At 72.0% G+C, this 19,195-nt stretch carries 20 protein-coding genes; 11 read left to right on the top strand and 9 right to left on the bottom strand.

What is annotated here, in order from left to right:
- Nucleotides 1–35: 35 nt before the first annotated feature.
- A complete protein-coding gene (locus ABZ154_RS05495; protein WP_356829290.1) occupies nucleotides 36–1,352 on the bottom strand; it encodes an ATP-grasp domain-containing protein in 1,317 nt (438 codons plus the stop codon).
- A 212-nt stretch (nucleotides 1,353–1,564) separates the two neighbouring features.
- On the opposite strand from ABZ154_RS05495, the gene ABZ154_RS05490 reads away from it, so the two are divergent.
- Nucleotides 1,565–2,164 carry an NAD(P)H-dependent oxidoreductase gene (locus ABZ154_RS05490; protein WP_356829288.1) on the top strand — a complete coding sequence of 200 codons (600 nt, stop codon included), beginning with the start codon at nucleotides 1,565–1,567 and terminating at the stop codon, nucleotides 2,162–2,164.
- Nucleotides 2,165–2,191: 27 nt separating this feature from the next.
- Here ABZ154_RS05490 and ABZ154_RS05485 read toward each other — a convergent pair whose 3' ends face one another.
- Together ABZ154_RS05485 and ABZ154_RS05480 are read right to left on the bottom strand one after the other, a co-directional pair.
- Complete coding sequence (locus ABZ154_RS05485; protein WP_356829286.1) at nucleotides 2,192–2,926, bottom strand: GAF and ANTAR domain-containing protein; 735 nt, start codon at nucleotides 2,924–2,926, stop codon at nucleotides 2,192–2,194.
- Nucleotides 2,927–3,416: 490 nt separating this feature from the next.
- Entirely contained in the window at nucleotides 3,417–3,902 is a 486-nt protein-coding gene (locus ABZ154_RS05480; protein WP_356829284.1) for an STAS domain-containing protein, read from the bottom strand.
- A gap of 220 nt (nucleotides 3,903–4,122) precedes the next feature.
- Between ABZ154_RS05480 and ABZ154_RS05475 the strand changes: the two genes are divergently transcribed.
- On the top strand, nucleotides 4,123–4,854 hold the full coding sequence (locus tag ABZ154_RS05475; RefSeq protein WP_356829282.1) for a GAF and ANTAR domain-containing protein: 732 nt from the start codon (nucleotides 4,123–4,125) through the stop codon (nucleotides 4,852–4,854).
- 74 nt (nucleotides 4,855–4,928) lie between these two features.
- Here ABZ154_RS05475 and ABZ154_RS05470 read toward each other — a convergent pair whose 3' ends face one another.
- Complete coding sequence (locus ABZ154_RS05470) at nucleotides 4,929–5,165, bottom strand: DUF5133 domain-containing protein (RefSeq protein ID WP_356829280.1); 237 nt, start codon at nucleotides 5,163–5,165, stop codon at nucleotides 4,929–4,931.
- A gap of 607 nt (nucleotides 5,166–5,772) precedes the next feature.
- Between ABZ154_RS05470 and ABZ154_RS05465 the strand changes: the two genes are divergently transcribed.
- Genes ABZ154_RS05465 through ABZ154_RS05455 form a run of 3 tightly spaced genes read left to right on the top strand, consistent with a single transcriptional unit; the run spans nucleotide 5,773 to nucleotide 7,345 of the window.
- Nucleotides 5,773–6,099 (top strand): plasmid stabilization protein, encoded by a 327-nt coding sequence (locus tag ABZ154_RS05465; RefSeq protein WP_356829278.1) that lies wholly within the window; start codon nucleotides 5,773–5,775, stop codon nucleotides 6,097–6,099.
- A 45-nt stretch (nucleotides 6,100–6,144) separates the two neighbouring features.
- Nucleotides 6,145–6,618 carry a DUF5709 domain-containing protein gene (locus tag ABZ154_RS05460; protein WP_356829276.1) on the top strand — a complete coding sequence of 158 codons (474 nt, stop codon included), beginning with the start codon at nucleotides 6,145–6,147 and terminating at the stop codon, nucleotides 6,616–6,618.
- 58 nt (nucleotides 6,619–6,676) lie between these two features.
- Entirely contained in the window at nucleotides 6,677–7,345 is a 669-nt protein-coding gene (locus ABZ154_RS05455) for an HAD family hydrolase (protein ID WP_356829274.1), read from the top strand.
- A gap of 39 nt (nucleotides 7,346–7,384) precedes the next feature.
- Here the strand turns inward: ABZ154_RS05455 and ABZ154_RS05450 are convergent, their stop codons facing one another.
- Nucleotides 7,385–8,215 (bottom strand): VOC family protein, encoded by an 831-nt coding sequence (locus ABZ154_RS05450; protein ID WP_356829272.1) that lies wholly within the window; start codon nucleotides 8,213–8,215, stop codon nucleotides 7,385–7,387.
- A gap of 88 nt (nucleotides 8,216–8,303) precedes the next feature.
- Nucleotides 8,304–9,515 (bottom strand): Vms1/Ankzf1 family peptidyl-tRNA hydrolase, encoded by a 1,212-nt coding sequence (locus ABZ154_RS05445; protein WP_356829270.1) that lies wholly within the window; start codon nucleotides 9,513–9,515, stop codon nucleotides 8,304–8,306.
- 354 nt (nucleotides 9,516–9,869) lie between these two features.
- On the opposite strand from ABZ154_RS05445, the gene ABZ154_RS05440 reads away from it, so the two are divergent.
- The 5 genes from ABZ154_RS05440 to ABZ154_RS05420 all read left to right on the top strand — a co-directional run bounded on the left by ABZ154_RS05440 (nucleotide 9,870) and on the right by ABZ154_RS05420 (nucleotide 15,053).
- Nucleotides 9,870–10,664, top strand: a complete 795-nt coding sequence (locus ABZ154_RS05440) for an RNA polymerase sigma factor SigF (protein ID WP_356829268.1) — start codon at nucleotides 9,870–9,872, stop codon at nucleotides 10,662–10,664.
- Nucleotides 10,661–11,770, top strand: coding sequence for an FUSC family protein (locus ABZ154_RS05435; RefSeq protein ID WP_356829266.1), 1,110 nt, complete (start codon nucleotides 10,661–10,663; stop codon nucleotides 11,768–11,770). The genes ABZ154_RS05440 and ABZ154_RS05435 overlap by 4 nt, the downstream gene beginning before the upstream one ends.
- Before the next feature lie 82 nt (nucleotides 11,771–11,852).
- Complete coding sequence (locus ABZ154_RS05430; protein ID WP_356829264.1) at nucleotides 11,853–12,782, top strand: polysaccharide pyruvyl transferase family protein; 930 nt, start codon at nucleotides 11,853–11,855, stop codon at nucleotides 12,780–12,782.
- A 115-nt stretch (nucleotides 12,783–12,897) separates the two neighbouring features.
- Nucleotides 12,898–13,707 carry an SDR family oxidoreductase gene (locus ABZ154_RS05425; protein ID WP_356829262.1) on the top strand — a complete coding sequence of 270 codons (810 nt, stop codon included), beginning with the start codon at nucleotides 12,898–12,900 and terminating at the stop codon, nucleotides 13,705–13,707.
- A 77-nt stretch (nucleotides 13,708–13,784) separates the two neighbouring features.
- Nucleotides 13,785–15,053 (top strand): cytochrome P450, encoded by a 1,269-nt coding sequence (locus ABZ154_RS05420; protein ID WP_356829260.1) that lies wholly within the window; start codon nucleotides 13,785–13,787, stop codon nucleotides 15,051–15,053.
- A 43-nt stretch (nucleotides 15,054–15,096) separates the two neighbouring features.
- On the opposite strand, the gene ABZ154_RS05415 is transcribed toward ABZ154_RS05420, so the two are convergent.
- Both ABZ154_RS05415 and ABZ154_RS05410 read right to left on the bottom strand, forming a co-directional pair.
- Nucleotides 15,097–16,143, bottom strand: a complete 1,047-nt coding sequence (locus tag ABZ154_RS05415; protein ID WP_356829258.1) for an NAD-dependent epimerase/dehydratase family protein — start codon at nucleotides 16,141–16,143, stop codon at nucleotides 15,097–15,099.
- A 34-nt stretch (nucleotides 16,144–16,177) separates the two neighbouring features.
- Nucleotides 16,178–17,368: a zinc-dependent alcohol dehydrogenase gene (locus ABZ154_RS05410; protein ID WP_356829256.1), complete on the bottom strand. Its 1,191-nt coding sequence runs from the start codon at nucleotides 17,366–17,368 to the stop codon at nucleotides 16,178–16,180.
- Nucleotides 17,369–17,492: 124 nt separating this feature from the next.
- On the opposite strand from ABZ154_RS05410, the gene ABZ154_RS05405 reads away from it, so the two are divergent.
- Nucleotides 17,493–18,029, top strand: coding sequence for an isochorismatase family cysteine hydrolase (locus ABZ154_RS05405; RefSeq protein ID WP_356829254.1), 537 nt, complete (start codon nucleotides 17,493–17,495; stop codon nucleotides 18,027–18,029).
- 181 nt (nucleotides 18,030–18,210) lie between these two features.
- Here the strand turns inward: ABZ154_RS05405 and ABZ154_RS05400 are convergent, their stop codons facing one another.
- Nucleotides 18,211–18,993, bottom strand: a complete 783-nt coding sequence (locus ABZ154_RS05400; protein ID WP_356829252.1) for a SigB/SigF/SigG family RNA polymerase sigma factor — start codon at nucleotides 18,991–18,993, stop codon at nucleotides 18,211–18,213.
- Nucleotides 18,994–19,195 lie beyond the last annotated feature (202 nt).

The following is a 19,195-nucleotide window of genomic DNA, read 5'->3' as shown; positions in this document are numbered from 1 at the left end:
GACGTCGGGTCCGGTGGGGACGGGTACCCGGGACGTCACGAAGAATTCCGGCCGCGCCCGCCCGGTTCCGTCTCGTCGAAACTCAGGCCGAGGGCGGCGACGCACGCGTCGAACTTGCGGCGCAGGTCGTCCTCGTCGTCCCCGCCGGTGAAGATGTGGGCGACCTCGTAGCTGTAGCTGTCCTGGGCCCTGACCGAGGAGAGCCGCTGGCCCTCTGACGGGACCATGTCGATGTGGACGCCCGGGATGTCCCGCTCGATGGCGGCGATCTCCTCGGCGGTGGGCACCTGGTGGACCCGCCCCTCGCCGAACCAGCGGTAGTACCACTTGGCGGCCACCTTGTAGCGGCCGCCGCCCGCCGGGAGGGCCGGGTCGCCGCCCAGGGCGAGCCGGAACATGCGGTGGTGGTTGGGCACCCCGTCGACGAAGTTGAACATCTCCGCGTGCGACTGGGAGTGCCGGGGGTTGATCTCCAGCAGGCTGATGTCGCCGGTCTTCGGGTCGTAGAAGTACTCGATGCTGAAGGTGGCGGAGTCCATGCCGATCTGCCGCATGGTGCGTTCGCTGACCTCGTGCAGTCGCTGGATGACGGGGGCCGGGAGGGTGCTCGGGTACTGGTGGCGCAGGAAGGACGAGGAGTCGGGGTAGTTGATCGAGTCGAGGACGCCGTAGACGGTGACCTCGCCGTTGTGCGCATATCCCTCGACGGCCACCTGGATTCCGGTCATGGTCTCTTCGGCGAGACAGACCTGGCCCCCCACGCCCGCCATCTCCGGCGGGAGTTCCAGAAGATCGAGTATCGCCTCGAAGGGCTTTCCGACCCGGGCTATTCCCCCGCGTATCTCCGCGACCGCCGTCCGGAATTCCTCCATGTCCGAGACGCCGAAGGCCAGCTCGGAGGAGTAGGCCAGGGCGGGCTTCAGCCACATGGGGAAGCTCATCCCCTCCGGCGGCTGCGGATCGTCGCTGTCCAGGTCGACGATGCCGAAGCGGGGGTGCTCGTCGATGACCTTCTGCTGTTCCAGCCGGCTCCAGTACTTGTGCTCGCACTTGACGACGGATTCGAGGCTGGTGCTGGTCGTCCCGTACTCCTTGCTCAGGAGGGGGACGAGGGTGCTCACCGGGAAGTCCCAGTAGCCGACGATCGCGTCGATGCTGCCCTCGTGCGCGTCGAGCACGGCACGTGCGCGGGTCAGCAGTTCGTCGACGGTGGTGGCGTCCTCCTGCAGCTGCTTGAGGCTGAGGAGCGGGTGGAGGCGCAATTCGTCGGCGTCCGGAACGGCTTCCAGAGTGCGCAGGTTGGCCTCGTCCATTCCGATGACGAAAATGTTCTTGCGCTGATCTCGGGACACAGGGATTCCTCTCGTCGAGTGGCAGGGTTCTGCGCCGTCTACCCCTGTGCGGAGGTTCAAACAGAAACGGCCGTTGCGAGGGAATGCCGGGCCCCTTCCGATCGGGGCATTTCCGGGTACCCGTGCGTGCCCGCGCGCTTGACGGGGCACCAGTGTCGCCGTGCCCCCGGCCGGCACCTCCCCGCCCGTCAGCCCGAAGGAGACATACCGTCATGCGCGCACTCGCCCTCGTCTGTACGTTGAACGCCTCGCCCGCCCGCTCCAGCAGCCATCACCTCGCCGAGCAGGTCATGACCGAGTTCGAGCGCCACGGGGTAGCGGGCGAGATCGTCCGGATCGCCGACCACGACGTCCGCCCGGGTGTCGAGGTGGACATGGGCGACGGCGACGCCTGGCCCGCCATCCGGGAGAAGATGCTGGCCGCCGACATCCTGCTGATCGCCACACCCATCTGGCTCGGCCACCCCTCCAGCCTCTGCCAGCGCGTCCTGGAGCGTCTGGACGGGGAGTTGTCCGAGACCGACGACCAGGGCCGCCCCTACCTCTACGGCAAGGTCGCGGCCGTGGCCGTCGTGGGCAACGAGGACGGGGCCCACAAGGTGAGCGCCGACCTCTTCCAGGGGCTCGACGACGTCGGTTTCTCCCTGGCGCCCGGGGCGGTCACGTACTGGGTCGGCGAAGCCATGCAGGGCACCGACTACCAGGACCTGGACGAGACGCCCGAGACCGTCGCATCGACGACCCGCACACTCGCCGCCAACACCGTCCACCTGGCCCGGCTGCTCGCCGACCACCCCTACCCGGCGTCCTGACCCGGCGGACCGCCGCCCGACGGCGCGTCACGCCCGGGGCTGGATCCGCGCCTCGGGCGGGATTTCGCCCGTGATGCTGGCGATCAGCTCGGCGCAGAGCACCCGGAGCTTGACGTTGCGGTGCTGGGATGCCGTACGCAGGACCTCGAAGGCCTTCTCCGGGGTGCAGCGCTGCTGGCCGACGACCACGCCGATCGCCTGGTCGATGACCGTACGCGACTGGAGGGCGGCCTCCAGGTCGGCGGCGAACTCCTCGGTGTCGGCGATGCGTTGGGCCAGGGCGATGGCGCCGGTGGCCTGCGCGGTGAGCAGCCGCAGGGCCGTCAGGTCGGCCTCCTCGAAGGCGCCCGGGACCGGCGCGTACAGGTTGAGGGCCCCGGCGGTGTGGCTGTGCGGGGCGATGGGCAGCGACAGCGAGGACCGGGCGCCGCAGACGGCGGCGTAGGCGGGGTAGTCGGCCCAGCGGCTCTCCCGGAGCGTGTCGGGAACGCTGACCTCCAGTCCGGTGCGCATCGCCTGGAGGCACGGGCCGTCGTCCTGCCCGTACTGGGCCTCGTCCAGCTTCGTGGCGGAGGCACCCACGCTGGAGACGGTGACAGGACGCCCCTGTCTCTCCAGGGTGATGCCGCACCCGTCGGCCGCTTCCACCAGGGCCAGGGCGCTGCGGGCGAGCGCGCGGAGGAACTCGTCCAGCGATGTCGTCTCCAGGAGCAGCGCGGTCGCGTCCGGCGCCTCGGCCACGGGCCTGTCAGTCATGTTCATCTCGTTCTGGGCGGTGACCCGCCTCCCGAAAGGGCGGGGCAGAGCTGGTGCGGCGCAGTCCGGGGCCGCTGGGACAGGGCAACCTCCACCGAAGCACCGGCACCTGGGACAGGCGCCGGGCGTGCGGCGGGCGTTTCAGACGTGGGTGAGCGGTGGCCGCGGAAGGGCGGGCGCGTCACCGGCCGTGGTTGCAGGACTGCTGAGGCTTCCCCGGGGAAGAGGCCGGGCCGACGGGGGTCGGCTGCGGGCGGCCGAAGCCGCGATGCGTACCGGGCGGGAAGCGCCGGCGACCGCGGCGAAGCGGCGGGGGAGAGCGTGGTTCACGGGAACTCCAAGGAGGCAGGAAGAAATCTCAAGGGCCGTTTCCTGACCTCCAGCGCTTCATTATGCCCTCTCGGCCGCCACGGTCCGCCCGGCGTCGCGGGGCGCGGCCAGGAGGGTCGGAGAGCGCCTGCGGACGTCGGGGCCCCGGCCTCTCACCCCCCGGCATTCATTTTCCGGGAAGACGCGGAAGGGACGTGTCGGTGTACGGCCCCACCGCCTTGCGCGGGCGCCGGGCGATGTCCGGCAGGGCGATCCGGCGGTCCGGCCGTTCCCGGGCCTGCTCCCTACGGGAGGCGTCGGCGCCCGGTCCGCACCCCCGGCTCCTGAGCTCGGCGCCCGGGAGGCTGAACGCGACGCGGAGGAGGCGGTTGAGTCCCGCGGCACTCAGAACCTCACGCGCCGTCCCGTGCCTGGCCACCACCGCGATCGATACGCCGCGCTGCTCGGCGGCCCCGCGCACGCGCAGCAGCACGCCCAGGGCACGCGGGGTCAGCACAGGGGTGAGGACGTCCACGATGACGGTGCTCGGACCGCAGCAGGGCAGCAGCCGGCCAAGCTCCTGCTCGATCGTCGACTCGTTGTCGGGGTCGACGGCCTCCCACAGCTCCACGACCACATGGGACTCGTCAAGGCGATAGCTCAGCAAGGACATCGTGTACTCCGGGAAAGCAGGCCGGGCGGGGCGGCAGACTGATGGGCAGGCCGCTTCCTGACCTCGCTCCGCGTCTGCCCGCCGTCGGGGTGTCCGACACCACTTTTCGCCGCCTCTTCGGCCTGCGCGCGGCCGGGGCGCGTCCCCAGCGGGGCTGCGACGCCGCTTCTCGTATCGTGCCATGCTGGCTGCAAGGGCCCTGGCCCGGAAGGGAGCCACCATGACCGACGCCCTGCCATCCGGGACGCCCGACCTCGTCTCCTTGCTGCTGGAGACCGACACGCTGGAGGACTTCCTCCAGGCGCTGGCCGAGGAAGCGTTGGGCAACGCTCCCGGAGCCGAGGGCTGCGGCATCACGCTGGAGCGGGAGAACCGGCCTTTGACCGTGGCGAGCGCGGGAACCAGCGCGCCGGCCCTGGACGAGGCGCAGTACGGGCAGGACGACGGCCCCTGCTTGGAGGCTCTGCGCGAAGGACATGAGGTCAGTGTGGTCGACATGCGGGTCGAGGCCCGCTGGAACGGCTACCCGGCCTTCGCCGTCGCCGCCGGGACCCTGTCCTCGTTCTCCCTGCCGATCGCCGCGCACTCCCACACCGCGGGCGCGCTGAACATCTACTCGCCCGAGGCGAAAGGCTTCGAGGACGCCGACCTCGGCGTTCTGCGCGACCTGGCCGCCCAGGCGACGGGTGCCATCGCGCTGGCCCAGCGGCTCTCCGACGCCCAGACCTTCACCTCGGACCTGCAGAGGGCCCTGCAGTCGCGCACGGTCATCGACCAGGCGATCGGCATCGTCATGAGTCAGCGTCGCTGCTCGGCCGAAGAGGCTCTGGGCACCCTGCGCACCGCGTCGCAGCACCGCAATGTGAAACTCCGTGACCTCTGCGCACAACTCGTCGGCAGCGTCTCGGGCGATCCGCCGGTGAGCGCCCCCCGGCTGCGCCCGCGTCCCTGAGACCTCGCGCGCGGTGGCCCGGCGGAACGAGACCGCACGCGGGGTGGCCCGGCGGAACCGACGCGGGCGGTTCGTCAGGCGGGGACCGCGGCGGACGCCGGCGCCTTCCCTCTCGGGGCCGAGCGCTGCAGCTGCTCGCGGGCGGCGACGAGCGCCGCGGCGATGTCACGGGTCCCGGTGGAGACGCACAACGTGTAGGTCACGTCCTCCAGACTGCGGGACAGCCCTTCGTCGCCCCCGCCGTACCGCGCCCGCAACTCTTCGTAGCGGCGCAGGAGTTCCTCGAGAACCGCGGGGTGTGCCATCAGCATCGCGCTCTGCCTTTCTCTCACGACCAAGGGCGCCCGACGAAGTGAACGAGCGCGGACAGCTTTCCCGAGACGGACAACCGACAGACAGCGACACACCGACAGCGCGTATCGCGCATGACCGGGTGGCACGCATTCGGACGGAAGAAGGAGGACGAGGAGTGATCCGGGAACAGCACGGCTCACCCGAGGGGACGCGGAGCATTCGAGCCGGCCGCTTCCTGACCTCGTTCTACAACTGTGCCCAGCACTACGCGATTCATGCAAGCGTGGGAGGCGCGCCCACCCGTCCCGGGCCGGTGTTCCCGGACACGTTTAGCGCCCTGGCGAGGGGTACTCCCCATATCAGGTATCCGGCGTACGCGGAGCTCAGGCGCCGACGGGTTGGGAAGACAGCCCCCGGCGCCGCACCGAGAGAACGTCCGCCACTCCCCGAGGTGCCTTCACTCCAGTGGACGCGGAACGACTCGATGGGCGTGCCCCCTTCCTCGCGGCGCGGTTTATTGGGGCTCGTACGGGAAACGCGGGTGGGCGTCCCTCGGGTAGTTCACCCGTTCCGATGGAGGTCTCGCGGCCGTGCGGCCGACGGGACGGAGAAGGAGAACGTCATATGCCTGCTGGATCGAATGCGAAGCGTGAGCGCCAGTACGAGCACATCAAGGAGAGCCAGGAGGAGCGGGGCACCTCCGACAAGCGCGCCAAGGAGATCGCCGCCAGGACGGTGAACAAGGAGCGCGCCCGGTCCGGCGAGTCGAAGACCGCGAGCAAGACGTCGACGCAGGACAAGAAGTCCGCGTACGAGCGCGGTGGCGAACGCTCCCACCAGGGTGCGCAGGGCCCGACGAAGGACCAGCTCTACGAAGAGGCGAAGAAGAAGAACATCGACGGGCGCTCCTCCATGAACAAGGACGAGCTGCGGAAGGCTCTCGGGCGCTGACGACGTCTCCGTGCAGCGGATGGACCCTACGCAGAGGAGGACGCCGTGAGCGACCAAGCACGCGGTGACGATGTGTACCAGCCCCAGGCCGATGACGGCCAGGATCCGCCGAACGACGATCTCGACCTGGAGAACACGCTCGGCGAACGTGATCTGGACGACCAGATGGAAGAGGGCTACTCCCCTCCCGAACGCCCCTTGGGCGTGGACAAGTTCGGCACCACGGGCGAGGAGGAGCGCGAGGGTGAATCGCTCGACCAGCGGCTCGCCCAGGAGGTGGCGGACGTGGAGCCGCCGGACGGTGACGGTATCGGCGATGTCGCGGAGGGCGACGGCGAGCCGCAGGAGCGGATCGACGGTGACGCGCGGGCCGGGAGGCTCGCCGCGGCGGACGACGCCACGGGCCGGAACACCGATATCTTCGCCGAGGACGTGGGCATCGACGGCGGAGCGGCATCGGCCGAGGAGGCCGCCGTGCACGTCGCGGACGACGAGGACGGCGGAGGACGACGGGGCTGACCCGCGTTCGGCGGGCCAGATGGACAGGCGGAGCACGCAGCGGAGGAAGCGGGTGCACATGGCAGGCGCGGCGATCTTCGACGTGGACGGCACGCTCACCGACACCAACCACCTGCACGTGGTGGCATGGTGGGAGGCGTTCCGGCAGGCGGGGCACACCGTGCCGATGCCGGACATCCACCGGGCGATCGGCCTCGGTTCCGGCGATCTGATCGAGCGGCTGCTCGGCGCGGACCGGGACCCCGACCAGGACTCGGCCATCAGTTCCGCGCACAAGGTGCTCTACGGGACGTACTTCGACCGCCTCCCCGCCTTCCAGGGCGCGGGTGATCTGCTGCGAGCCCTGGCCGGGCGCGGCTGGCGGGTCGTCCTCGCCACCTCGGCGAGCGGGGGGGAGCTGACGGCGCTGCGGCGGGCGGTGGACGCGGACGAGGCCATCGACGACACGGCGAGCTCGGACGACGTCGACGAGGGCAAGCCCGCCCCGGAACCCGTGCGACTCGCACTGGAGCTCGCCGGCGTCGGTGCCGGTCAGGGGGTGTTCGTGGGGGACACGGTGTGGGACATGCAGGCGGCGGACCGGGCCGGGGTGCGTGCGGTGGCGCTGCTGTCGGGCGGCATTCCGCGCGCGGACCTGGAGGCGGCGGGGGCGGACGTGGTCTTCCGGGATACCGCGGACCTGCTCGCCCGCCTGGACGAGAGCCCTTTCGCCTCTCTGCCGGGCTGAGGGCGGGCCAGCCGGGGGCCAGGTCAGCCGGGAGCCAGGTCAGCCGGGGGCGGAGTCAGCCGTCGCGCCCGGAGTGCCCCCGCCCCCGAAGACACCGGCGCCCTCGGCCACGGTGAACAGCGCTCCTTCCGGGTCCCGGACGACGTACTCGGAGCTTCGTACCCCGGGCGCGGGAAAGGTCTCTCCGCCGGCCCGGTCCGCCTGCGCCGCCGCCCGTGGGGCATCCTCCACCGGGAAGTGGACGATCCACCGCGGCCGGATCCTCGGGTCCGGGGCGCTGCCGACGGCCCCGCCGGAGAGTACGGCCATGGGCCGACCGGAGACACGGGCCACGACCTGCTCCTCCTCGTACGCGACGTCGATGGCGTCCGGCCCGGGGCGCGGCCAGGAAAAGACCTCGCCGTAGAACAGGGCGGCCTCGAAGGCGTCCCGGGTCCACAGCTCCAGCCACGGCGAAGTGCCCGCCGCGCCGGACGACCAGACGGGTGCGGCGCCTTCCCAGACCCCGAAGACGGCACCGTCCCGGTCGGAGGCGATCGCCGCCCGGCCCTCACCCACGGCGAGCGGGCCGACCGCGACGGTCGCGCCTCGTTCGCGGATCCGGTCGGCGGTGCCGTTCACATCGGCGGAGGCGAAGTACGGCGTCCACACCGTGGGGGCGGCCAGGAAGGGGGAGCGGGCCCCGATACCGGCGACCGGACGCCCGTCGGCGAGCGCGACCGAGAAGCCCTCCCCCGGGATCCCGGAGCCGTCGAACTTCCAGTCGAGCACGGCGGCGTAGAAGGCCTGCGCGCCGGGCAGGTCGCGCACCAGCAGATTGACCCAGCACGGCGCGCCCCGCACGGGCAGGGCCTCGGTCATGGTCGGCATGGTCCTCGTCTCCTCGGCCGGGGTGCCCCTCGGCGCCGGCGGATCGGGGGCCGCCTCGGGGCGGCCGCCGCGGCCCCCTCCACCTGGCTCAGGTGCCCTTCTCCACCAGCGGGTGGTCCCCCTCGGTGGGCCAGCGCAGTACGGCTCCGAGGCCGCCCACCGGCTCGGATCCGCTCTCTCCGGTCCCCGGGCGGTTGTCGGCCGCCAGGTCTTCGGCGGGACTCCGGTCCCGGGCGGCGGCAGCGCCGACGACGACCACGTCAGCGCCGGTCAGCGTCGCCGACCGCAGCAGCGCGTCGTCGGCCCGGACGGAGAAGGGTTCGGGTTCGCCGAGCGCGCGGGCGTCGGTGCGGCGCAGGGCGATCTGCTCGGCCTTCGGGCCCGCCCAGACCTCGCGGTGGGTGTCGGGCCCGTCCGGGCGGAGCAGCAGCGTGGCGATCCGGTGCTCGCGCGCGGCGTCGACCAGCGCCTCGACGCCGTCGGCCGCCCCGGTGCTGCCGTCGCGGCCCTTGGCCGCGGTGAACCGCTCCAGCGTCCTGTCGGCATGCAGCCGCGCCTGTTCCCGGCGCTCGGCCGCGATCCACTCCTCCAGCGGCGCGCTCTGTGAACCCGCGGCGCGGCCGCCGTGGTCCGTCTCGACGACGGTCGCCGAGAACTGCGCGGGCAGCGCCTCGTGCACCGTCCGCCGCTCCCGCTCGTCCCCGACCAGGACGACCAGCGCCGCGCCCGTCCTGGTGACGGCTTCCTCGACGGCCGAGGCGACGGTGCGGGCGTTCTCCTCCCAGGTGTTCTCCACGCTGAGCTGGAAGTGGCGCTCGGACCAGTCGGAGGCGGTCGTGCGGTGCACCGGCCAGTCACGGCCCTCCACCGTGCCCTCGGGTCGGCTGCCGGCCGTTGTCCGCAGTTCGAAGTCGGCGCCGATCCGGTCGATGTGGACGACGAGCGTGTCCGGCTCCTCCGGGGTCAGCTCCAGCAGCGGGGTCACGTGCGGGAGCGGCGCCCATACGGCGGAGGACTCGTCCGGCGGCGGGACGCCCAGGACCGGTTCGAACACGACCTCGCCGTGGGCGGCGAACACGGCCCTGCCCGGCGTCTGTCCGTACGCGTACGAGTCGATCGCCCGGCGCACCGCCCGGCAGGTTTCCTCGTCCGCCCCTTGCGCGGCCAGTTCCTCGCTGATCTGCCGTCCCTTGAGCTCACGGCGGCTGAGCGTGGCTTCGTCGGCGAACGAGGTGTCGATGTAGGCCGACGCCCAGGGGCCAGGGCGTTCGTACAGGGGCGTGAGGGGTGCGAGATCCATGGTTTCCTCCCGGTCCGTCGGGGTGGGCTCAGCCGAGGCGAGTACCCCTTTCGCCCCGGGCCATACGCTGCGGGACACCACGATTGCCGGCTCTGCTCTCCGCCCCGGCCGGGTGACGCGTCGGGCCGTTTGCCGCTGGTGGGAAGGGGAACCCGGCCGGGTGGCCGACCCGCCGATGGGCGTCGGCGCCGCTTCGGTCACGCCGAGCATATTCAACACGTTTAGCCCAGTTTAGTCCGGGTAGAGGCCAGATTGTGCTTCGGACATGAGGCGCCCGTGGGAGTCCCGGGCGGTGTGTGTCCGGTCACGAGCACTTCCACGGTGACCGAGCATCGTCGTCGAGGAGTGACCACCATGCAGGCTGCACCCACCCCCGAGTTGCTGTCGGACGCGGACGCCGCGTCGTCCGACGCGGCGTTCCGGAGGTTGAGCACACTCCCTCCGGGACCGGAGCGGGAGGCTCTGCGCAACGAGACGATCTGTGCCTGGCTGCCGATGGCGCACCGGCTGGCGGCCCGCTTCCGCAACCGGGGCGAGTCGATGGACGATCTGCGCCAGGTCGCCGCGATGGGGCTGGTGAAGGCGGTGGACCGCTACGACCCCGCGCGGGGCAAGGCCTTCGAGACGTTCGCCGTACCGACGGTGACGGGTGAGCTCAAGCGGCACTTCCGCGACCACACCTGGGATGTGCACGTTCCCCGCCGGGTACAGGACCTGCGCAACCAGGTCCGGACAGCGCGGCGCGACCTCGCCCAGCGGCTCGGTGGACGCGCCCCCACCTGCGCCGAGATCGCGGCGGAGGCGGGCCTTCCCGAGGAGGACGTCCTGCTCGGCCTGGAGGCTCTGGAGAGCTACAGCGCCCTGTCCCTGGATGCGGAACCGGCGGGTGGCGAGGGTGGAACCACTCTGGCCGACCGGCTGGGTTCCTGCGATCACGCCCTGGACGTCGCCGTGGACCGCGAGGCCGTCAAGCCGGGACTGCGTACGCTGCCCGAGCGCGAGCGGACCATCCTGTACCTGCGGTACTTCCGCGACATGACCCAGGGCAGCATCGCGGAACGCCTCGGCATATCCCAGATGCACGTCTCCCGCCTGATCAGCCAGTCCTGCGAGCGCGTGCGCGCCGGAGCCCTCGAGGAAGCCGTGTGAAGGGACGCCTCGCCCGCCTGATTCCACGCGTCGGGCGTCCCGACCGGTACCAGGTCGTGCAGTCCCTCAAGGCCGCGGCAGCGGCTTCCCTTGCCTGGGCGGTCACGGGGTGGTGGCTGGCGGCGCCGATGGCGCTGATGGCTCCCTGGGCAGCCGTGGCACTGGTCCAGGGGACCGTGTACCGGTCGGTGCGCACCGCGCTCCAGCTGTTCCTGATGATCACGGCCGGGACGCTGCTCGCGGCCGGAGCCGCTCTCCTCACGGGCGACACCATGACCGCCATGATCATCGCCCTGCCGATCGCCGTGCTGCTCGGCAACTGGGCCCCGGTCGGCGGACAGGGCCTGTACGCGCCCACCACCGCGCTGTTCGTGCTGGCCTACGGCTCCTACTCGCTGGTCGCCGTCGGGCACCGGCTGCTGGAGACCGCCGTGGGGGCCGCCGTGGGCATCGCGGTGAACGCCTTCGTCCTGCCACCCGTGCACTCCGAGCACGTCAACCGGCTGGCGTGCGCGCTGCCGCGCGACTGCGCGCACCTGCTGCGGCGGCTGAGCGACGGCATCGCCGACGACTACGACGAGGAGCAGGCGGAGCAGTGGTACCGGGCCGCGGGGGAGATGCTCGGCGCGCTGTCGGAACTGCGGGAAGCCCGCGGGTGGGCCTCCGAAAGCTTCCGGTTCAACCCCGGTCACCGCCTCCGCCGCAAGACTCCCGAGCCTTCCGAAACGTGGGACGTCATCTGGGCGCGGGTGGGGGACCGCCTCCTCACGCTGACACTGACGTTGTGGGAGACCGCGGCCGAGCGACGGGGACTGCCTCGGCCACCGCGCCCGGCCCTGGACGACCTCAGTGCTCTCCTCGCCGCCGCCGCGGAGGTCTGCGACGTCGACCAGCTGCTGATGGAGCACGGCCCGGACGACGAGCGGCGCGGCCGGCGCAGCATCCGTCTGGCCGAGGCCCACCGGGCCCTCGTCTCGGCGAAGCGGCACCTCCATGGGCCGGAGCCCGATGCGGGTGCCTCGCTCGGCAGTCTGGTGGCCGCCTGCCAGGCCCTGCTCGACGATCTCGCGCCCGATGAGGACGGGGCGACGTCCGCTGCCACCTGACCGGTCGCTCGCGGAGCCGCGAGATCCGGGGCAGCCTCGGCGGAGACAGCCTGGCATCGAGAAGAAGGAGCCGACGGACGACATGCGACCACCCCTCGCTGCGCGACTCGACGACCTGCTCAGGCCCCGCAGCCCCGCGGGCCGCGTCCTGGTCACCGGCTGGTTCAGCTTCCTGGACGGGGAGGTGACGGCGGGCGACGCCCTTGCCCAGCGGGCCGTGTCGGCAGCGCTCGACCGGCTGGGCATCGCCCACGACACGGCCTGGAGCCCGGCCTTCGCCCCCGGCGAGCTGACGCTCGAAGCCGCGCTCCCCTCCGCCTACGAACAGCTTCTCTTCGTCTGCGGGCCCGTCCATGGGGAGCAGCTCGAGGCCCTGCACCGCCGGTACGCCTCCTGCCGACGCGTCGCCGTCGGGGTCAGTGTCGTGGAGCCGGACGGCCCGGCCGCCGGCGGGTTCCACCGCATCGAGGCGCGCGACGGACCGGGCAGCGCCCCGCTGCCGGACCTCGCCACGACCGCGCCGACGCTGCCCGCCACGCCGGTGGTGGGAGTGGCTCTGACATACGGGCAGGGTGAGTACGGGGACCGGCGAGCCCACGACAGCGTGGCCGGTGTCCTGCTCCCCTGGCTGGCCGGGAAGGACTGCGCGCGGGTCGAGACCGACACCCGGCTGGCGTACGACGAGTGGAGCCACTGCCGGACGCCGGACCAGTACCTCTCCCTCGTCGGTCGACTCGACGCCCTGGTCACCGACCGGCTGCACGGTCTCGTGCTCGCCCTGCGCGCGGGTGTTCCCGCGCTGGCCGTGGACCCGGTCAGGGGCGGCGCCAAGGTCTCGGCGCAGGCGAAGGTGGCCCGCTGGCCCGCGTTGCTGCCCGGTGAGGGACTGACGATCGGGCTCCTGGACCACTGGTGGGACTGGTGTCTCTCCCCCGCCGGCGCGGCCGCGGCCCGGCGGCGCCGCGCACGGCTGCACCCGGACGTCGAGGCGGAGCGCGCCGGCCGCTCCTGAGCCCGCCGCCTGGGGGACGGCCGGATGTTTGGCACCGGGTGACGGTGGTACCCGCCCGCGCGGCGGACGCCGGCCGTCCGGCTTCCCCGCCGCCACCCCGGATCCAGGAGGAGAGATGACCGAAGAGACCCGGCCCGTCGCCCCGGTCGCGCTGGTGACCGGCGCGGATTCGGGTATCGGCCGAGCCGTCGCCGTGAGGCTCGCGCAGCAGGGCATGGACGTAGGCATCACGTACCACAGCGACCGCGAGGGCGGCGAGAGCACGGCCGACGAAGTGCGGTCGGCCGGGCGGCGCGCCGCCCTGACGCGACTGGACCTCACCGAGCTGCCGGAGGCAGCCGACGTGGTGGACGCCCTGGCGGACGAGCTCGGCCGCGTCGACGTCCTGGTCAACTGCGCGGGCACCGGGACCTCCACCCGGTTCCTCGACCTGGACCACGCGACGGTCAAGCAGGTGATCGACGTGGACCTCGTCGGGCCGTTCCTCTGCTCGCAGCGCGCCGCCCGCCGGATGATCGCCCAGGGGGACGGCGGCCGCATCGTGAACATCACCTCGGTGCACGAGCACCAGCCGAGGGTCGGCGCGGCCCCCTACTGCGCGGCCAAGGGGGGCCTGGGCCTGCTGACACAGGTGATGGCCCTGGAGCTGGCCGAGTACGGCATCACCGTGAACGCGGTGGCCCCGGGCGAGATCGCCACACCGATGACGGGGCAGGAGGACACCGAGGTCGAGGGCGTGGACCGGCCCGGCATCCCGCTCGGGCGGCCGGGCGACGCCCGCGAGGTCGCCGCCGTCGTCGCCTTCCTGGCGGGCCCGGAGTCGTCGTACACGACCGGAGCCTCCTGGGTGGTGGACGGCGGGATGCTGCGCATGGGGCCGCAGGCGGGTTCCCACCTGCGCTCCGACGACTGGCGCCGCCCCTGAGCCGGGGCGGCACCGGGAGCCGAGCCCGCACCGGAACGACCGTACGACCCGCACCCCCACCCACCACGGAGGACCCCATGGCCGATGACACCCTTCCGCTCCTGCTGCGCGGATACGCCTGGCTGCCCGACCGCAGGCGCCGCAGCGAGGGAGCGCCCGTGCGCACACGGCTGCTCGGCAAGCGGGCGATCGCTCTGCACGGTCCGGAGGCGGTGCGGTTCTTCTACGACGAGAAGCACATCCGCCGCACCGACGCCCTGCCGCAGCCGGTGATCGACACGCTCTTCGGCCGGGGCGCGGTGCACACCCTGGACGGCGAACGCCACGGGGTGCGCAAGGCGCTCTTCACCGGTCTGCTCAAGGAGCCGTCCCGGGTGCGGGACCTCTCCGAGCGGGTCGCCGGGGAGCTGGCAGCGGCCCGGGACGACTGGGCCACGCGCGGGCGGGTGGTCCTCTTCGACGAGATGGCGCAGGTGCTCACCCGCTCCGTGCATGCTTGGGCGGGGGTGCCCTTGGCGGCGGACGCGGTGGCAGCGGCGGCGCGGGACATGATCGCCATGGTCGACGGCTTCGCCGCCGTCGGTCCCCGGCACTTCGCCGCCCGGCGGGCGCGCCGCCACCAGGAGGAGCGGCTGGCGCCGCTGGTGGAGGCCGCGCGGGAGGGGGCGGCCCCGGAGGGTGACGGCTCCGGCCCCACGGTGTTCCGGACGATCGCGGAGCACCGGGACGCGGACGGTGCGTTGCTGACCCCGCGCACCGCGGCGGTCGAGGTGCTCAACGTGGTGCGGCCGACGGTGGCCATCACCTGGTTCGCCGTGTTCGCCGCGCACGCGCTGCACCGCCACCCCGAGCACCGCGAGGTCCTGGCGGGCGGCGACGGACCCGGGTACGCGTGGGCGTTCGCCCAGGAGGTCCGCCGGTTCTATCCGTTCGCGCCCTTCGTGGGGGGCCTGGCGGCCGAGCGGCTGCAGTGGGCCGGCCAGACGATCGAGCCGGGCACGATGGTGCTGCTGGACCTGTACGGGCTGGACCACGACCCGGACCTGTGGCCGGAGCCGTACCGCTTCGACCCGACGCGCTTCCTCGGCAGCGCCCCGCCCGTCGACGCGCTGGTCCCGCAGGGCGGCGGCCCGGTGGACGGCCACCGGTGCCCCGGGGAGGACGTGACGGTCGCGGTCCTGGCCGAGGTGGCGAGGTTCCTGGCCCGGACCTCGTACGACGTCGTGGCACAGGACCTGCGCATCCCGCTGCGCCGGATCCCGACGGCGCCCAGGAGCGGGTTCGTGATCAGTGACGTGGCGGCCGCCCCGGCCGGTGTCCGCGCCGGGGCTGCGAACGGTCGCTGAACCGGCGCCGTAGCTGAACCAGCGGGGCACCGCCCCTCCGGCCTCAGCCGACCTTACGGCCGGCCAGCGGTGCGGTGTCCTCGCCCCGGCCCTCCCGCACCCCGTGCAGAAAGGCCCTCAGCGCCTCCTCCGCGCTGCGGGCGGGCTGCCAGCCCAGCACCTCGTGGGCCCTGCTCGAGTCCAGTACGGGCAACCGCAGCACCGCGTCGAACAGGTGCGGGGAGGCCGGTACGGCGTGGGCCCGCCAGGCGCCCGCGAGCGCCGTACGCACCAGCGCCCTCGGGACCCGTACGATCCGGGCGTCGAGCAGCTCCGCCAGGAGGCGTGCGTCGATCACCGGGTCCGCCGCCAGGTTGAAGGGGCCACGTACGTCGTTGAGCACGGCCAGCCGGTACGCCTCGGCGGCGTCGTCGGTGTGCAGCACCTGGAACCGCAGCCCTTCCAGGTCGGGCACGAAGGGCAGCAGATCGGGGCGGAGCAGGTTGCCCGGAACGTGGCGGCCGGCGAAGATGCGCCGCTGTTCGGGTGCGGCCGTCTCCTTGAAGAGGAAACCGGGGCGCATCCGGACCACCCGGATCTGCGGATGCCGCAGCTCGAAGGTGTCGAGAACGCGCTCCAGGTAGGCCTTCTCCCGGCAGTACGCCGCGTCCGGCCAGCCGTGGGTCGGCCACTGCTCGTCCACACCTGGCTCGCCCTTGGGGCCGGGTGAATAGGCGCCGACCGACGAGGCGTGCACCAGGGCGGGCACCCCGCTCCGCTCCACCGCGCGGAAGACCCGCTGGGAGCCGAGCACGTTGCTCTGCCAGGTCACGACCGGGTCGTGGGTGGGCTGGAAGCGCCACGCCAGGTGGACGACGGCGTATGCGCCGCGCAGCAGGCCGGTGAGCCGCTCCTCGCTGTCGTCGCACGAGAGGTCGACGGTGTCCCACTCCACCCCGGCGATCTCGAGTGAGGGCCGCCTGCGCGCCAGGCCCAGGACCGAGCCGACCTGGGGGTCGGCGGCCAGGGCACGGACGACGCTCGTCCCGACGTTGCCGGTGGCCCCGGTGACCACGATCCGCTTGCCGTCGGGCCGTCCGGTGGTGTCCATGAAAGTTCCCTTCTCCCTTGCCGGAACCGTTGCGTCAGGGGATGAGCAGCGTCTTGATCATGCCGTCGGCCTTCTGCTGGAACGTCTCGTAGGCCCGGGGCCCCTCCTCCAGCGGCAGGTGGTGCGTGGCGAAGGAGTCCACTCCCAGGGGGTCGCCGTCGACCAGCAGCGGCAGCAGGTCGTCGACCCAGCGCTTGACGTTGGCCTGGCCCATGCGGAGCTGGATCTGCTTGTCGAACATGGTCAGCAGCGGCATCGGGTCGGCGGAGCCGCCGTAGACGCCGGAGACGGAGATCGTGCCGCCCCTGCGCACCAGGTCGATCGCGGTGTGGAGAGCGGTGAGGCGGTCGATTCCCGCCGTCTCCATCAGCCGCCGCCCGACCTTGTCGGGGAGCAGGCCGACGGCCGCGTGCGCGGCCTTGGCGACGGGTGCTCCGTGAGCCTCCATGCCGACCGCGTCGATCACCGCGTCGGTGCCGCGTCCGTCGGTGAGGTCCCGGACGGCGTCGCCGAGGTCCTTGTCCTTGTCGTACCGGCGCAGGTCGAGGCAGGTGGCCCCGTATGCGCTGACCCGGTCGAGGCGTTCGGGGACGAGGTCCACGCCGATGACGAGACCGGCGCCCCGGTGGAGGGCGATCCGCGCGGCCATCGCGCCGATGGGGCCGAGGCCGAGGACGGTGACGCTGCCGCCGGGCGGGATGTCCGCGTACTCCACGGCCTGCCAGGCGGTCGGCAGGACGTCCGAGAGGTAGACGAACCGGTCGTCCGAGGGGCCGTGCGGGACCTTGATGGGCAGATCGTTCCCGAAGGGCACCCGCAGGTACTCGGCCTGGCCGCCGGGCACCTGCCCGTAGAGCTTGGTGTACCCGAAGAGAGAGGCGCCTGAGCCGCGCTCGCGGACCTGGGTGGTCTCGCACTGGGAGTGCAGTCCCTGACCGCACATGTAGCAGTGGCCGCAGGACACGTTGAAGGGTATGACCACCCGGTCTCCCGGGGCGACGGCGTGGACCTCGGGCCCCACTTCCTCGACGACGCCCATCGGTTCGTGGCCGAGGATGTCACCCGGGTCGAGGTAGGGGCCCAGCACCTCGTAGAGATGCAGGTCCGAGCCGCAGACACCGGTGGAGGTGATCTTGACGACGATGTCCGTGGGATCCTGGATCCGAGGGTCCGGAACGGTCTCCACGCGGACGTCCCGCTTTCCCTGATAGGTCAGTGCGCGCACGGTGCCACTCCCTGTTCGTATTTCACGGCTTTTCCCCGGGGTCTCGAACGAGTGCCGAGTTCCCACGGGGGGCCCGGCGAAACACCGGTATGTCGCTGCGCGGACGCGGTGAGAGGATGACCTCATGGGAAATAGCGCTCTCATCGTCATCGACATGATCAACGCATACGACCACGCGGACGCCGAGCTCCTTGTTCCCACCGTCCGCACGGCGCTTCCACCGCTCACCCGTCTCATCGACCGCGCCCGCACGGAAGGGGTTCCGGTCATCTACGCGAACGACAATTTCGGCGAATGGCGATCGCATCACGGGGAGATCATCGCGACGACTCTCGCCGGGAAGAACGCCGAACTGGTCGAGCCGATCCTGCCGAACGACGATTCCCTCTTCGTCGTCAAGGCGAGGCACTCCATCTTCTACGAGACCCCGCTCAGCTATCTGCTCTCCCAACTGGGGGTGGACCACATCGTGCTCTGCGGCCAGGTGACGGAGCAGTGCATTCTGTATTCGGCCCTCGACGCGCATATCCGGCAGTTGCGCGTCACCGTGCCCGAGGATGCGGTGGCCCATATCCACGAGGACCTCGCCGAGGCCGCACTGCGCATGATGGAGCGCAACATGAGTGCCTCGATCCTCAAGGCGGAGACGGTCGAGTTCTGAGGGACGTGCGGGGCCGGACTGCGGGCAACGGCTCCTCCGCTCCGACGGGGAGAGCCTTTGCCTGTCGGATCCGGTCAGATACCGGCGTCGAACCGGGCGTCTCTCTGCAGGGCCCGGTCAGGTCGTGGACGCAGCACTCCAGGAGGCAGACGGTCGGGCGCGGCGGTCCCTGGCACCGGCCTCACAGGCCTGGGACAGATGTGCGTTCACGCGTGGCGCTCTCGCGGATCCGACGGCAGGACTCGGTGATCAGGCGGGAGACGTGCATCTGGGAGAGGCCCAGCTCGGTTGCGATGGCGCTCTGGGTCATCCCGGCGAAGAACCGGAGATAGAGCACCCGTCTCTCGCGCTCGGCCAGCCGGCGGATTCCGGGCTTCGCCGCCTCGCGGTCGAGCACCAGGTCCAACGCGTCGTCGAGCGAGCCCAGACGGTCGCCCAGGAGCAGATCCCCGGAAACGGTCTCGGCGTCGATGGACAGAGCACTGAAACCGTGCAGCGCCTCGCTGCCCTGCCGCACCTCGTCCTCGGTGAGTCCGGTGTGCTCGGCGATCCGGGCGGGAGAGGGGGCGATGCCCATGGCGGCGAGTTCGGAGCGGGCGAGGCGGACGACGTTGCGAAGGTTCTGGACTCGGCGGGGGACGTGTACCGACCACATGCGGTCCCGGAAGTGCCGTTTGATCTCCCCGGTGATGGTGGGCACGGCGAAGGGCGCGAAAGCCCGGCCGATAGCCGGGTCGTAGCGGTCGACGGCGTTGACCAGGCCGATCGCCGCGACCTGCCGCAAGTCCTCCAGCGTCTCACCGCGGTTGCGGTAGCGGGCGGCCAGCCGGTGGGCCATGGGCAGCCAGGCACAAATGATCTGTCCGCGCAGTCGCGTCTTGCCCGGTCCATCACGCAGTTCCACGAGACGGCGGAAGTCCGCTTCCGTGTCGGGGTCGTCGGCGTACCGGCTTTCCTCGGCCATGAGGCGGCTCAACTCCTCGCCGTACGGGATCGCTGTCGCCGGGAGGATGGTGCGCCGCTGTGCAACACCTGGGTGAGCACGCCCGCGCGGTATCCGTCGCCGGGGCGTGCCTCACCTCCGAAGCACCCCGTGGTCTTCCCACCTACCAGGGCCCGCCGAAACCGGGAAGCGGTACGTTCACCCGACCGGGCGTCACGCGCGC

This window comes from Streptomyces sp. NPDC006261, from assembly GCF_040613515.1.
Taxonomy (GTDB): Bacteria; Actinomycetota; Actinomycetes; order Streptomycetales; family Streptomycetaceae; genus Streptomyces.
This window is presented reverse-complemented; position numbering and strand designations above follow the sequence as displayed.

Coding starts and splice junctions, on each gene's coding strand:
- ABZ154_RS05490 (WP_356829288.1), top strand. CDS start 1,565: ATGCGCGCACTCGCCCTCGTCTGTACGTTGAACGCCTCGCCCGCCCGC.
- ABZ154_RS05485 (WP_356829286.1), bottom strand. CDS start 2,926: ATGAACATGACTGACAGGCCCGTGGCCGAGGCGCCGGACGCGACCGCG.
- ABZ154_RS05480 (WP_356829284.1), bottom strand. CDS start 3,902: ATGTCCTTGCTGAGCTATCGCCTTGACGAGTCCCATGTGGTCGTGGAG.
- ABZ154_RS05475 (WP_356829282.1), top strand. CDS start 4,123: ATGACCGACGCCCTGCCATCCGGGACGCCCGACCTCGTCTCCTTGCTG.
- ABZ154_RS05470 (WP_356829280.1), bottom strand. CDS start 5,165: ATGCTGATGGCACACCCCGCGGTTCTCGAGGAACTCCTGCGCCGCTAC.
- ABZ154_RS05465 (WP_356829278.1), top strand. CDS start 5,773: ATGCCTGCTGGATCGAATGCGAAGCGTGAGCGCCAGTACGAGCACATC.
- ABZ154_RS05455 (WP_356829274.1), top strand. CDS start 6,677: ATGGCAGGCGCGGCGATCTTCGACGTGGACGGCACGCTCACCGACACC.
- ABZ154_RS05450 (WP_356829272.1), bottom strand. CDS start 8,215: ATGCCGACCATGACCGAGGCCCTGCCCGTGCGGGGCGCGCCGTGCTGG.
- ABZ154_RS05445 (WP_356829270.1), bottom strand. CDS start 9,515: ATGGATCTCGCACCCCTCACGCCCCTGTACGAACGCCCTGGCCCCTGG.
- ABZ154_RS05440 (WP_356829268.1), top strand. CDS start 9,870: ATGCAGGCTGCACCCACCCCCGAGTTGCTGTCGGACGCGGACGCCGCG.
- ABZ154_RS05430 (WP_356829264.1), top strand. CDS start 11,853: ATGCGACCACCCCTCGCTGCGCGACTCGACGACCTGCTCAGGCCCCGC.
- ABZ154_RS05425 (WP_356829262.1), top strand. CDS start 12,898: ATGACCGAAGAGACCCGGCCCGTCGCCCCGGTCGCGCTGGTGACCGGC.
- ABZ154_RS05420 (WP_356829260.1), top strand. CDS start 13,785: ATGGCCGATGACACCCTTCCGCTCCTGCTGCGCGGATACGCCTGGCTG.
- ABZ154_RS05415 (WP_356829258.1), bottom strand. CDS start 16,143: ATGGACACCACCGGACGGCCCGACGGCAAGCGGATCGTGGTCACCGGG.
- ABZ154_RS05405 (WP_356829254.1), top strand. CDS start 17,493: ATGGGAAATAGCGCTCTCATCGTCATCGACATGATCAACGCATACGAC.
- ABZ154_RS05400 (WP_356829252.1), bottom strand. CDS start 18,993: ATGGCCGAGGAAAGCCGGTACGCCGACGACCCCGACACGGAAGCGGAC.